At 64.0% G+C, this 12,617-nt stretch carries 12 protein-coding genes; 3 read left to right on the top strand and 9 right to left on the bottom strand.

All coding sequences use genetic code 11. The features are described from left to right. Positions 1–115: 115 nt before the first annotated feature. Together IEY43_RS10930 and IEY43_RS10925 are read right to left on the bottom strand one after the other, a co-directional pair. The gene (locus IEY43_RS10930; RefSeq protein WP_188948629.1) at positions 116–1,027 is read right to left on the bottom strand and encodes a co-chaperone YbbN; all 912 of its coding nucleotides are present in this window, start codon (positions 1,025–1,027) and stop codon (positions 116–118) included. 2 nt (positions 1,028–1,029) lie between these two features. After that, positions 1,030–2,745 (bottom strand): hypothetical protein, encoded by a 1,716-nt coding sequence (locus IEY43_RS10925; RefSeq protein WP_188948628.1) that lies wholly within the window; start codon positions 2,743–2,745, stop codon positions 1,030–1,032. Between the two features lie 161 nt (positions 2,746–2,906). Here IEY43_RS10925 and IEY43_RS10920 point away from each other — a divergent pair, with 161 nt between their 5' ends. Next, positions 2,907–4,328 carry an AI-2E family transporter gene (locus IEY43_RS10920; protein WP_188948627.1) on the top strand — a complete coding sequence of 474 codons (1,422 nt, stop codon included), beginning with the start codon at positions 2,907–2,909 and terminating at the stop codon, positions 4,326–4,328. Between the two features lie 13 nt (positions 4,329–4,341). Here IEY43_RS10920 and IEY43_RS10915 read toward each other — a convergent pair whose 3' ends face one another. Next, positions 4,342–4,722 carry an Rv1322 family protein gene (locus IEY43_RS10915; RefSeq protein WP_188948626.1) on the bottom strand — a complete coding sequence of 127 codons (381 nt, stop codon included), beginning with the start codon at positions 4,720–4,722 and terminating at the stop codon, positions 4,342–4,344. A 60-nt stretch (positions 4,723–4,782) separates the two neighbouring features. Between IEY43_RS10915 and nucS the strand changes: the two genes are divergently transcribed. Next, the gene (nucS, locus tag IEY43_RS10910; RefSeq protein WP_188948625.1) at positions 4,783–5,478 is read left to right on the top strand and encodes an endonuclease NucS; all 696 of its coding nucleotides are present in this window, start codon (positions 4,783–4,785) and stop codon (positions 5,476–5,478) included. 76 nt (positions 5,479–5,554) lie between these two features. Here the strand turns inward: nucS and IEY43_RS10905 are convergent, their stop codons facing one another. Beyond that, positions 5,555–6,199 carry an SPOR domain-containing protein gene (locus tag IEY43_RS10905; RefSeq protein ID WP_188948624.1) on the bottom strand — a complete coding sequence of 215 codons (645 nt, stop codon included), beginning with the start codon at positions 6,197–6,199 and terminating at the stop codon, positions 5,555–5,557. A 235-nt stretch (positions 6,200–6,434) separates the two neighbouring features. Between IEY43_RS10905 and nagA the strand changes: the two genes are divergently transcribed. Next, entirely contained in the window at positions 6,435–7,643 is a 1,209-nt protein-coding gene (gene nagA / locus IEY43_RS10900) for an N-acetylglucosamine-6-phosphate deacetylase (protein ID WP_188948623.1), read from the top strand. Between the two features lie 162 nt (positions 7,644–7,805). Here nagA and IEY43_RS10895 read toward each other — a convergent pair whose 3' ends face one another. The 5 genes from IEY43_RS10895 to atpA form a co-directional block, all read right to left on the bottom strand. Continuing rightward, a complete protein-coding gene (locus tag IEY43_RS10895; protein ID WP_188948622.1) occupies positions 7,806–8,234 on the bottom strand; it encodes a DUF2550 domain-containing protein in 429 nt (142 codons plus the stop codon). An 8-nt stretch (positions 8,235–8,242) separates the two neighbouring features. Further along, the gene (locus IEY43_RS10890) at positions 8,243–8,512 is read right to left on the bottom strand and encodes a F0F1 ATP synthase subunit epsilon (protein WP_188948621.1); all 270 of its coding nucleotides are present in this window, start codon (positions 8,510–8,512) and stop codon (positions 8,243–8,245) included. Positions 8,513–8,514: 2 nt separating this feature from the next. Then, on the bottom strand, positions 8,515–9,963 hold the full coding sequence (atpD, locus tag IEY43_RS10885; protein ID WP_188948620.1) for a F0F1 ATP synthase subunit beta: 1,449 nt from the start codon (positions 9,961–9,963) through the stop codon (positions 8,515–8,517). A gap of 33 nt (positions 9,964–9,996) precedes the next feature. Further along, the gene (locus tag IEY43_RS10880; RefSeq protein WP_188948619.1) at positions 9,997–10,890 is read right to left on the bottom strand and encodes a F0F1 ATP synthase subunit gamma; all 894 of its coding nucleotides are present in this window, start codon (positions 10,888–10,890) and stop codon (positions 9,997–9,999) included. 78 nt (positions 10,891–10,968) lie between these two features. Then, positions 10,969–12,606: a F0F1 ATP synthase subunit alpha gene (gene atpA, locus IEY43_RS10875; RefSeq protein WP_188948618.1), complete on the bottom strand. Its 1,638-nt coding sequence runs from the start codon at positions 12,604–12,606 to the stop codon at positions 10,969–10,971. Positions 12,607–12,617 lie beyond the last annotated feature (11 nt).

Raw genomic sequence — 12,617 nt, 5'->3', positions numbered from 1 at the left:
GTCATCAAGCATCATCCTTTCGAATTAATCCGCAATAAACGCAGGGCGCCGGCGCCCCGCGAGATTACCTCTCGAGGTGCACCGGCGCCCTGGGCGGTGGCGTGGAAGCGCGCTGCTAGAAGAGCACGCGGGCCAGCTTCTGGCGCGAGGCGGCCACGCGCGGATCGTTCGTGCCGATCACCGCGTAGAGCTCGATCAGCCGGCGCCGCACGCGTTCGCGATCCTCATCGGCCAGCCGCGACACCAGCGAGACCAGTCGGGAGAACGCGTCCTCCACGTGGCCGCCGACGATGTCCAGGTCCGCGACGTTCAGCTGCGCGTTCAGGTCATCGGGGTTCGATGCCGCCTCCGCGCGGGCCTGGTTCAAATCCATGTTCTGCGTGCGCGACAGCAGGCGCACCTGGTACAGGCCGACCTGGGCTTCGTGGTCGTTCGGCTTTTCGTTCAGGGCCTGCAGGTAGGCGGCCTCGGCGGCGGCGTAATCGCCCTCCTCGATCGCATCCACGGCCTTCTGGTGCAGCGGCGGCAGGGCAGGCTCCGCGGCGGCGCCGGCGAACGGCGGCACGGTGCCGCCCAGGCCCTGCTGTGCGGCAAGCTGCTCCAGCTGGCCGAAGACCTGCTCGATCTGCTCCTCGCCGGCCGGTCCCTGGAACAGCGGCACCGGCTGGCCGTTGACCAGCGCGACCACCAACGGGATCTGCTGCGCCTGGAATGCCTGGGCGATCTGCGGACGCGCCTCGGCGTCCACCAGACCGAGCACGAACGTGCCGCCGCGGGCGTCGACGAGCTTGCGCAGCGAGGCGTCCAGCTCGGTCGAGGCCGGCACGCGCGGGGAACCAAGCGATACGATCGCCGGGACCCGCTGGGACAGGGCAACGAACTGCTGGAATGCAGCCTCGTCCAGCTCCATGGTCCAGGTTGCGCCGGCTTCCGGCGCGGTCGCATCGGTGGCCTGCAGGCGGTGCGAGGACAGCGCACTGAGGTCCACGGCGCCGCGGGACGATGGGATCGTTGGCTCTTCGCTCACGGTTACTTCACTTCCTTCACGTTCAGCAGCACTACCTCGGCCGCAATCAGCTGAATCTTATCCTCCGAGCCCTCGGCCGGAAGGTAGAACATGACCGGTTCGGCGTAATTGATTTCCACGTCGCCGGTGGAGCTGGCCTTGCCCAGCAGCTTCTTGGTCAGCTCGTCGGTGCCCTCCAGCGGATCGGCGTCCTCGGTGCGTTCGAACACGGCGCGCTGGTTCAGCTTGCCGGTCACGATCGCGCCGCCGTCCGGGGTGGAGACCACGCGGGTGTCGCCCTCGGTCACGGTGCGCGCATACTTGACCTTCGCCTCGTTCGCGTTCTGCGACTCGGTCTTCTGGCCCGCGTGGATGGCCTTGATGAACTCGGACTCGGCGAACTTGTCCTTGCTCTTCGACTTCTCGTTGGTCAGCACGTCGGCCAGGGCCTTCAGTGCGTCCTTGGGCGTCTGCTGCAGGCCCTTGGCATTCGCGTCCAGCTGCTTGATCGACGGGTCGCCGACGGCGATGCCCGGGAAGCTGGCGCCGGGCAGCATCTGCTCGGCGAAGATCACCTGGTAGTTGTCGCGGGCGGTGGCCTGCACCAGGGTCAGCGCCTGCGGCAGGGTCTCGGCGTCCGAGTCCTTCGCGGTCACCACGGTGATCACGCGCGGGAAGCTCGCGTCCGAGGTGTTCGGCACGGCGGCCGAACGGACCACGGAGGTGTTCAGGGTCAGCGGCTTGGCGACCTTGATGTCGTCGTTCAGGATGTCGTAGCGGCTGGAACGGATGTACTTGAACGCGCCGGCGGCGCGGGATTCAAGCAGCTTCGCGTCGCGCTTCTCATCCGCGTTGCCGATCTGCTTCTGCACGTCTCCCAGAATGCGGGTCAGCTGCTCTTCGGTGACGACGGGGAAGGCGCTCGACTCCGGTTCGTCCGAGGCCGACTGTTCGGCGGACCCGCTGGCCTGGTCGGTGGCGCTCGGCGAAGCGCTGTCGGTGGCGTTCTGGGTCGGCGACGGCGAGGCGTCTTCGGAGGGTGCCATCGGCAGGGCGGCGCCGGAAACCGCCAGCGCGAGGACGGCGACGGCGGCCACTGAGTTCTGGGTGGTGCTCTTTGCCGTGGCCGGTGCGTCGGCGCCAGGCTTTGCGGTGCGCATCACCAGCAGCGCCAGCCCGAAGACCAGCAGCAGCGAGCCGGCAATGATCAGCGGCAGCGCGAACGGCATGGCTTCATCGTTGGCGTAGGTGACGGAGATGTCCACCGGAGCGGCGTCCTTGCCGCCGGCGGCCAGCAGCAGCGACCAGCCGCCTGAGTCCGGGGCGGTCCAGCGGTAGGTCATGGTGCCCTGCGCGGTCTGCGAGTCGAAGAAGATGTCGGCGTTCTTCGGATCCGGAGCGGTGGCGTCGCCCTCGACGTAGTTGGCCTGCATCTGGTGGTTTTCGGTGTCGATGCCGGTGACGGCTGCGTGCGCGGTCTTGCCCACCCAAGCTTCGACGTCGTAGCTGCGTCCCAGCGACGCGGTGAATTCGCCTTCGCCGGTGATGACCAGCTCGACCGGGGCGAGCTTTTCGGAGTTGACGCTGGATTCAATCAGCGTCAGCGGGGCCTTGCCTTCGAATTGCGGCATGGCAGCGGTCACCGTTTCGGGCGGAGCCCAAAAGGTCTTCTGTCCGATGCCGACGACCAGGGCCGCAGCCCCTAGCAGCATCGCGATCACGGAGATTACTTTTCGCACGATTTCACCTATTCACCTACGTCTCACGGCTGTACTATCCCCAGTCTAACGAGTCCGGTGCCCGCATGGTTCCTCGCACTACCTGTGAACTGGCTCAATCACCCAAGTCCGCGGTGTCTTTGGGCACACCGAAAAGCAGTTTGCGCGGTAAGCTCGGTGCCATGCAGTCAGATCAGCCGCACGAGCCAAACGAGCCAGCTCCGGCCACCGGGCCGCTTCCCTCCCCGGCGGGGGAACCGGACACGCGGCAGAACCCGCCGCCGGCTGATCCGCTGCACCACCATGCCCGCCGCCAGCATCGCGACCAAGGCGCGGAATTCACCGTCGACGATCCCGCGCCGGATACCGCGTCGACGCCCCGGGTTTCCGGGGCGCAGCCCGCCGCGCCGCGGGTCGGGCCCCACTCGCCGGCCAAGGCCCCCGCCAATGCCGAAAAGGCTTCGCTGCGGCGCAGGCTTTCCCGCCGGCTCGCCGCCATTTTGCACACCCCGCGCCGTGATGCATTGGGCGAGCTGGCCCACGACGACCAGGAGGTTCCGGATCCGATCCCGGCACTGCACCCGATCGCCCTGGGCTTCCTGGGCACGATCGGAGTGGGCCTGGCCATGGGCGGATACTACGTGCTGACCAACGTCGGCGCGCTCATCACCTGGATCGCGATCGCGCTGTTCATTGCACTGGGATTGGACCCGGTCGTGCGCTGGATGGTCTCCAAGGGGCTGAGCCGCCCGCTGGCGGTGACCGCCACGATGTTCGGCATCCTGGCGCTCTTCGGCGGGTTCATGGCGCTCATCATCCCGACGCTGGTCACGCAAATCACCTCGTTCATCACCGATGCGCCGACCATCATCAACAACTTCCTGAACAGCGAGTGGCTGGTGCAGATCGACCGCCAGTACGCGTTGACGCAGCGGCTCGACGACGAGGTCAACCGCTTCTTCGGCGATTCCGGCGCGATCACGAACGTGTTCGGCGGCGTCCTGGGCGTCTCGCAGACCGTCGCCCAGTCGATGTTCGGCATCCTGATCGTGCTGGTGCTGGCGATCTACTTCCTCGCCTCGCTGCCCACCATCATGGCCTTCGGGCTGCGCCTGGCTCCGCGCTCCAAGCGCGAACGCGCCGGCGAGCTGGCGGTGCGCATCACCAGTTCGGTCGGCAACTACGTGATGGGGCAGGCCACCGTCGCGTTCCTCAACTCGCTGGTGGCGCTGCTGCTGATGACGATCCTGGAGGTTCCGTTCGCGGCGCTGCTCACCCTGCTGGTGGCGGTGCTGGCGTTCATCCCGCTGGTCGGCGGGGTCATCGCCGGCATCCTGGTCACCCTGGTGACGTTGTCGCTGGGATGGCAGACGGCGCTGATCTACTCGCTGTGCTACTTCGGCTACCTGCAGCTGGAAGCCTACTTCGTCTCACCGCGCATCATGCGCCGGGCGGTGGCGGTGCCGGGTGCCGTCGCGGTGATCTCCGTAATCGCCGGCGGCACCCTGGCCGGGGTGACCGGGGCGCTGATGGCCATCCCGGTCGCCGCCAGCGCAATGATCCTGCTGCGCGAGGTGTTCATCGCCCGCCAGGATCGGCTCTAGCCAATCACCGCGGCTAGTACTTGTAGGAACGGGTTTCCCAGCAGCGCGGATGCCAGTGGCGCCGGGCGGTGGCCGCGGCGTCGTCGCCCGACCAGTGGTCCGCGCGCCAGGCCACCACATGCGCCACGCCCACGGTGATCTGCCGATGGCAGCCCGGGCAGGTGTAGGTCTTCTGGGCGTTCAGCGGGGAAATCTTGCGCACATGCCACTGCCCGTCCGGGGCGTCCTGCAGCATGACCACCCCGTAGCGGGCGCGCTGCATCCAATCCTCCTCGCGACGCGCCGAGCCGAAATCCCCGTCGGCATCGTCCTCGTAGCGCCATCCGCCGCCGGAGGAACCCCGGGAATTGCCTCGGGGTTTGGATGTGCGGCGGGGGCGGTTGGAACGTGGCATGTCTCTAATCATGCCGTATTCCGGCAGCGCCCATCGCACACAGCTAGTAGAGTGTGTCAGGTGCGTTTAGTGGTTGCGAAGTGTTCAGTAGATTACGAGGGCCGTCTGCGGGCCCACCTCCCATTGGCTACCCGCCTGATCATGGTGAAGGCCGACGGCTCGGTGCTCATCCATTCCGACGGGGGCAGCTACAAGCCCCTGAACTGGATGAACCCGCCGCTGACCCTGCGGGAAGGCTCCCCCGACGAGGATGCCGCAGCCTTGGGCTCGGTCAATACCTGGACCGTGGCCAGCACCAAAAGCGATGACCGCCTGACCATCCAGTTCCACGCGATCGAGCATGATTCCGCCCACGAGCTGGGCACCGACCCGGGCCTGATCAAGGACGGCGTGGAAGCCGACCTGCAGCGCCTGCTGGCAGAGCAGATCGAGCTGCTGGGCACCGGGCACAAGCTGATCCGCCGCGAGTACATGACCGCGATCGGCCCGGTGGACATCCTGGCGCGCGACGGCGAAGGCGCCACGGTGGCCGTCGAGCTCAAGCGCCGCGGCGACATCGACGGCGTGGAACAGCTGACCCGCTATCTGGAGCTGCTCAACCGCGATCCCCTGCTCAAGCCGGTTTCCGGGGTGTTCGCCGCCCAGCAGATCAAGCCGCAGGCCCGCACGCTGGCCGAGGACCGCGGCATCCGCTGCCTCACCCTCGATTACGACGCAATGCGCGGAGTCGATGACTCGGAGGGCCGTCTCTTCTGAGCGCTTTTACCTGATCACTTTTTGTTCGGCGAACCCAGTTCTGCACGCCCGGAAGCCAAGCGCTCCGCAGATTTCACTACTTTAGCGGTACCCCTTCGCAATTAACCCTCGTGGAGTCTCCGTTGACAGCTAGACGCCTTATATAGGGGTCGATGAACTTAGCCTCAGTTGCCTGACACCTGTCGCGTGCTTCATCCATGGTGCTGAAAGGCCCATAAAAAACGGTGTATAGCAATGTATGGTTGGAAGAAATTTGAGCAAGAGACTTACAACTTCCTCTTGTTAATACGTAGTGACTTGTAGGGAAATACTCAAGCGCCTCGCTAACGTCAGCGTCATAGGTTGACGGGTTCTTGTTATTCCGCAAAACTACGATGTACCGGTCATCGCACGGAAGTACTGTCGCTGGCGTGCCGATCCCTAGGTCAGCAGATCCCCCAGCCAGCACATCCGACCCGCTCAATTCGCTGACTCCCTTTGTTCCATTGTCTTGATCAATTTTCGAGGGACTTGTTGAAGGCGGGGGCAATGCGACAGAGGTTTCATCACTTTTTGGAGATTCTTGACCGACACCGGGAATTCTGTGCGGGTCAACGATTCCCATGTCCACCAGCGCCGGACCGATCGCGGCCACAAGGCTCAAAGCGGCAACGCCAAGCCCCAGCACGGTTAGGATATAATTTCGGTCCCAGCCTTCGCCGTTGTTCGTTCGCTTGCTCATGGTGAAAGAATGGCACCGCTAAATTGCCATGCCAAGGGTCTCGATCAACATTCTTAGCAGCCCAAAATAGGCTTACACAACAACAAGACAAATCATTTTATTGTCGATAAGCACTCATCAATATGTGGGTCGGAGAGACTTGGGAATTTCTCAGAGCCAGAAAGCAGCTGCCCAAATCCATGCTTCCGAACGGTGCATTCGTGTCACAGCAACCAACTGTGTCTAAGCTAGGAGCATGACTGCTTCGCGCTTAGTACTGTTCGCCACCCTGGTCTCCGACGGAATGAAGGTCACCGATGGCGCGCTGGCCATCGAAGATGACCGCATCGCCTTCGCCGGCAACCGCGACGACTTCCTCGCCAAGGAAGACGCCGATCAATTCGCCGTGCATCCGGTCCCGGAAGGCGCCGTCCTGATTCCCGGCCTGATCGACCTGCATTGCCACGGGGCGATGGGCGCCGATTTCGCCGCCCCGGAGCACCAGTCGGTCACCGAGGCCCTGGACTACCTCCACAAGGCCGGCACCACCACCCTGCTGGCTTCGCTGGTTACCGCAGATCGCGGCGCGATGGTCGAGGCCGCCGAAATCCTCGCAGAATTCGCCGAAGCAGGCCTGATTGCCGGCATCCACGCCGAAGGGCCCTTCCTCTCCGAGGCCCGTTGCGGCGCCCAGGACCCGCGCTTCCTCTCCGATCCGCAGCCGGAGTTCGTCGACGAGCTGTTCGCCGCCTCCCGCGGCCAGCTGCGCACCATGACCTACGCCCCGGAGCTGGAGGGCAGCGAGGAGCTGATCAGCCAGCTGGTCTCCTACGGCGTGGTCCCGTCGCTGGGCCACACCAACGCCACGGCGGCGCAGACCTCCGATTCCCTGCTCTTCGCCCGCGAGCAGCTGCGCAGCGCCGGCGTGGACGGATTCACGGAGAAGCCGACGGTGACCCACCTGTTCAACGGCATGCCGCCGCTGCACCACCGCGAGCCCGGCCCCGTGGCCGCCTGCCTGGAGACCGCCCAGCGCGGCGACGCCTACATCGAGCTGATCGGCGACGGGGTGCACCTCTCCCCCGACACGGTGCGCCTGATGTTCAACCTCGTGCGTGCCCGCAGCATCCTGCTGGTCAGCGACTCCATGGCCGCCACCGGCCTGGCCGACGGAAGCTACTCGCTCGGCCCGCAAGACGTCACCGTCGCCGACGGCCAGGCGCGCCTGGCCAAGGACGGCTCGCTGGCCGGCGGCACCGCAACGTTGCTGCAGATCGTGCGCGAAACCGTTGCCGCCGGCATTCCGCTGGTGCAGGCGGTCTACGCTGCCACGGTGAATCCCGCTTCGCTGATCGGGCTGGCCGACGAGGTCGGGTCGCTGCACTACGGCTTCGCCGCCGACGTGCTGGTGCTGGACTCGCAGCTGCAACTGGTCGAAACTTTCCGCAAGGGCCAACTGCTCTAGCCTGTTCCCTGCATCAGGCCCGCCGCTTCGCAATCAGCTTGCGATACGGCGGGCCTTTGCCATCTGTCTCCAGGACCGCTGACGGCATAAAAAAATCCCGCCTCCGGACGGCCGTTCCACGAAGGGAACGGCCGCGCGGAGGCGGGATCAAAAAGTTCTTGTCTAGATCTGCCAGGAGCCGGCAATCGGCCCCGCTTCAAGCCAGGACGAGAACCCGGTGTAGTCCCGGTAGTCCATGGCCAGCAGCAGGGGTTCGCCGTTGCGCGTCAGCTGGACGATCACGAAGCCCGGCGGAATCCGCAAGGCCTCCTGCTCGTCGGCGCGACGCCACCCCGTGACATCCAGCCCGCGGCGTTCGACCACGAAGCTGGGGATCGGCGAGACAGAGAAAAACCGCAACAGATCTACATGTCCGCCGCCGTAGCGGCCGATCACCATCATCCACTTGCCCTTGGGCGTGAGGATGGAGGCGTCGAAGGTGCCCAGCGTGCGCCGCAACTGAATGCGACGCACGGCCATGGCGCCAAAGAACATCACGATGCCGGCTAGAACCAGCAGCGCTATGAGAACTGGTGCGGTAATCTCAATCAATTCATCGCCTACGCTGCGTTGTTAAGAACAGCGTTGTCGGCAACGATCACGACGCGATCCGAGTCAACAGAGAAGAATCCCCCGTCGATCTGGACCGAGAAGCGGGACTCGGAAATCGGTTCGATTTCCAGATCCCCAGCGGCAAGCACCGACAGCATCGGAACGTGACCGGGCAGAACTCCGATCTCGCCGTCTACCGAACGAGCCTTGACCAGCTTCGCCGGGCCCGACCACACGAAGTGGTCGGCCGCAACGATTTCGACCTGAAGTTCGGCCATGGTTACTTGCTGGCCTTCTGGATTTCAGCCCACTGGCGCTCTACGTCGTCCAAACCACCGACGTTGAAGAACGCCTGCTCTGCGATGTGGTCCAAGTCGCCATCGCAGATGGCGGTGAAGCCCTCGATGGTGTCCTTGATGGAAACGGTCGAACCGTCAACACCGGTGAACTGCTTTGCGGTGTAGGTGTTCTGCGACAGGAACTGCTGGATACGACGTGCACGTGCCACGACGACCTTGTCCTCTTCGCCCAGTTCGTCGATGCCAAGGATCGCGATGATGTCCTGCAGTTCCTTGTTCTTCTGCAGGATGGCCTTCACGCGGATGGCCGTATCATAGTGAGCCTGACCGATGTACTGCGGATCCAGGATTCGCGAGGTCGAGGTCAACGGATCGATGGCCGGGTACAGACCGCGCGACGCGATTTCACGCGACAGCTCGGTGGTTGCATCCAGGTGGGCGAAGGTTGCTGCCGGAGCCGGGTCGGTGTAGTCATCGGCCGGGACGTAGACTGCCTGCATCGAGGTGATCGAGCGGCCCTTCGTCGAGGTGATGCGTTCCTGCAGCAGGCCCATTTCATCGGCAAGGTTCGGCTGGTAACCCACGGCGGAAGGCATGCGGCCCAGCAGGGTCGACACCTCGGAACCGGCCTGGGTGAAGCGGAAGATGTTGTCGATGAAGAGCAGCACGTCCTGGTTCTGCACATCGCGGAAGTACTCCGCCATGGTCAGAGCCGACAGTGCCACGCGCAGACGGGTGCCTGGTGGCTCATCCATCTGGCCGAACACCAAGGCGGTGTCCTTCAGGACGTTGGCCTCGTCCATTTCGACCCAGAGGTCGTTACCTTCACGGGTGCGCTCGCCCACGCCGGCGAATACCGAGGTACCACCGAAGTTACGTGCAACACGGGTGATCATTTCCTGGATCAGCACGGTCTTACCCACGCCTGCACCACCGAACAGACCGATCTTGCCACCCTTGATGTAAGGGGTCAGAAGGTCGATCGACTTGATGCCGGTTTCCAGCATCTCGGTCGAGCCCTCAAGATCAGAGAACTTCGGTGCCTGGCGGTGGATTGGCCAGCGCTCGGTGACCTGGATCTCCGAGTTATCAACGTCCAGGGCGTCGCCCAGCACGTTGAAGATGTGGCCCTTGACGCCGTCGCCAACAGGGACGGAGATCGAAGCGCCGGTGTCCTTCACGGCCGCACCGCGGACCAGGCCGTCGGTGGCCTGCAGCGATACTGCGCGAACCAGGCCGTCACCGAGGTGCTGGCTGGTTTCGAAGGTGATGGTCTTGGTTACACCGTTGAGGGTCAGCTCAGCGGTGAGTGCGTTGTAGATAGCAGGCAGTGCATCGGCAGGGAACTCGACGTCCACGACCGGGCCAATCACGCGGGCAATACGACCGGTGGCCCCTGCGGTAACCTGCTCGTTGAGTTGGGCAGTCATCTTTCTCACTTCTTGTCTGGTAGGAGGATTCGGCTAGTCGTTCAGCGCGTCTGCGCCGGCGACGATTTCCGAAAGCTCCTGGGTGATTTCAGCCTGACGGGCGTTGTTACGCAGTCGCGTGTACTTCTTGATCAACTCGCCGGCGTTGTCGCCCGCGGCCTTCATCGCGCGCTGGCGGGCAGCGAGCTCGGAGGCTGCGGCCTGCAGCTGGGCGTTGAACAGACGCGAATCGATGTAACGCGGCAGCAGTGCGTCAAGCACTTCCTCCGGCGACGGCTCGAATTCGTACAGTGGCAACAGCTCGTCGGTTGGAGTCTCGGTTTCACCCTCGACAACCTCCAACGGCAACAGACGGATAACCGTCGGTTCCTGCGTGACCATCGACTTGAACTGGGTGTAAACAACGTGGATCTCGTCCACGCCACCCTGCTCGTAATCGTTAGCGAAGTCCTCAAGGAGGATTTCGCGCAGCTCGCGTGCGGTTTCAAATTGCGGGGAATCGGTGTTCCCGGTCCACACTCGGGCGTACTCGCGCGAACGGAAATCGAAGTAAGCCTGGGCCTTGCGGCCGACCAAGTAGGTCTTGACTTCCTTGCCATCTCCGTGCAGGAGTTCCACGAGGTGCTCTGCCTGCTTCAGAACGCTGGCGGAGTAGGACCCGGCGAGTCCGCGGTCCGAGGTCATCACCAGCACCGCGGCCCGGCGAACATTCGCCGGTTCCGTGGTCAGCGGGTGTTCAACATCGGCCTGGGACGCGACGGCGGTAACTGCACGGGTGATCGCATTGGCGTACGGCAGCGAAGCCGAAACACGGCTACGTGCCTTGCCGATGCGGGATGCAGCGATCAGTTCCATCGCCTTGAAGATCTTGCGCATCGACGAGGTCGAGGCAATCTTCTGGCGGTAGACCCGAATCTGGGCTCCCATGTGTGTCCTTTCCTTATTCCCAACGTTTGGGGTGCGGCGCCGTCTCCGGCGCCGTACCCCTAAACGTCAAGGAAATTGTCAGCGCTTCTGCTTGACGATCTGTTCCTGGTCGACGGACTCGGCATCCAGAGCGTCGTGCTCTTCGTGACCTGCGGCAACCAGCTGGTCGTCGCCCTGGCCGAAGAATCCGGCCTTGAAGTCAGCAATGGCTGCCTTCATGGCCTCGACGGTCTCGTCTTCCAGCTTGCCGGTCTGTGCCAGAACGGTCAGGACCTCGGTGCGGTGACGCAGGTAGTCGATGAACTCGCGCTCGAAGCGAAGCACGTCTTCCACCGGGACATCGTCCAGGTAGCCGTTGGTGCCGGCCCACACGGAGACAACCTGGTCCTCGACGGCGTACGGCTGGTACTGGCCCTGCTTCAGCAGTTCCATCAGACGTGCGCCACGGGTCAGCTGCTGCTTGGAAGCGGCATCCAGGTCCGAAGCGAACATGGCGAAGGCCTGCATGTCGCGGTACTGAGCCAGTTCAAGCTTCAGGGTACCGGAGACCTTCTTCATGGCCTTCACCTGGGCGGCGCCACCAACGCGGGAAACAGAGACACCCACGTCGACAGCTGGACGCTGGTTGGCGTTGAACAGGTCCGACTGCAGGAAGATCTGGCCGTCGGTGATCGAGATGACGTTGGTCGGGATGAAGGCCGAGACGTCGTTCGCCTTGGTTTCGATGATCGGCAGACCGGTCATCGAACCTGCGCCCAGCTCGTCCGAAACCTTGGCGCAACGCTCAAGCAGACGGGAGTGCAGGTAGAAGACGTCGCCCGGGTAGGCTTCGCGTCCTGGCGGACGGCGTAGCAGCAGCGACACGGCGCGGTAGGCTTCAGCCTGCTTCGACAGGTCATCGAACACGATCAGAACGTGCTTGCCACCGTACATCCAGTGCTGGCCGATGGCTGAGCCTGCGTAGGGTGCCAGGTACTTGAAGCCTGCAGGGTCGGATGCTGGGGAGGCCACGATGGTCGTGTACTCCAGAGCGCCCTGGTCTTCGAGGGTCTGGCGCACGGCTGCGATGGTCGAAGCCTTCTGGCCCACTGCAACGTAGATGCAGCGAACCTGCTTGGTCTGGTCGCCGGTGGCCCAGTTGGCGCGCTGGTTCAGAATGGCGTCGACTGCAATTGCGGTCTTGCCGGTCTGGCGGTCGCCAATGATCAGCTGACGCTGGCCACGGCCGATCGGGATCATGGCGTCGATAGCCTTGATGCCGGTCTGCAGCGGTTCGTGAACCGACTTACGCTCGGTCACGCCTGGTGCCTGGAGTTCCAGTGCACGGCGGCCCTCGGACTCGATTGGGCCCAGGTTGTCCATTGGCTCACCCAGCGGGTCAACCACGCGGCCCATGAAGCCGTCGCCTACTGGAACCGAGAGAATCTCGCCAGTGCGTTCGACCTTCTGGCCCTCTTCGATGCCGGTGAAGTCACCGAGCACCACGACGCCGATTTCACGGGTATCGAGGTTCTGGGCCAGGCCCAGGGTGCCGTCTTCGAACTTCAGCAGCTCGTTGGCCATGACGGAAGGAAGACCTTCCACCTTGGCGATGCCGTCGCTTGCTGCGACAACGCGTCCCACCTCGGTGCGCTCTGCCTTACCCGGTTCGTAGGAAGATGCGAACTCGTTTAGGGCATTACGGACGTCGTCGGCATTGATGGTCAAATCGGCCATCTGCAGTCCCT

It is taken from the genome of Glutamicibacter protophormiae (assembly GCF_014647495.1).
Lineage (GTDB): Bacteria > Actinomycetota > Actinomycetes > Actinomycetales > Micrococcaceae > Glutamicibacter > Glutamicibacter protophormiae.
This window is presented reverse-complemented; position numbering and strand designations above follow the sequence as displayed.

Bases quoted from the DNA above. Each gene is read 5' to 3' on its own strand.
- IEY43_RS10915 (WP_188948626.1), bottom strand. From the start codon at position 4,722: ATGCCACGTTCCAACCGCCCCCGCCGCACATCCAAACCCCGAGGCAAT.
- nagA (WP_188948623.1), top strand. From the start codon at position 6,435: ATGACTGCTTCGCGCTTAGTACTGTTCGCCACCCTGGTCTCCGACGGA.
- IEY43_RS10890 (WP_188948621.1), bottom strand. From the start codon at position 8,512: ATGGCCGAACTTCAGGTCGAAATCGTTGCGGCCGACCACTTCGTGTGG.
- IEY43_RS10880 (WP_188948619.1), bottom strand. From the start codon at position 10,890: ATGGGAGCCCAGATTCGGGTCTACCGCCAGAAGATTGCCTCGACCTCG.
- IEY43_RS10920 (WP_188948627.1), top strand. From the start codon at position 2,907: ATGCAGTCAGATCAGCCGCACGAGCCAAACGAGCCAGCTCCGGCCACC.
- atpD (WP_188948620.1), bottom strand. From the start codon at position 9,963: ATGACTGCCCAACTCAACGAGCAGGTTACCGCAGGGGCCACCGGTCGT.
- atpA (WP_188948618.1), bottom strand. From the start codon at position 12,606: ATGGCCGATTTGACCATCAATGCCGACGACGTCCGTAATGCCCTAAAC.
- IEY43_RS10905 (WP_188948624.1), bottom strand. From the start codon at position 6,199: ATGAGCAAGCGAACGAACAACGGCGAAGGCTGGGACCGAAATTATATC.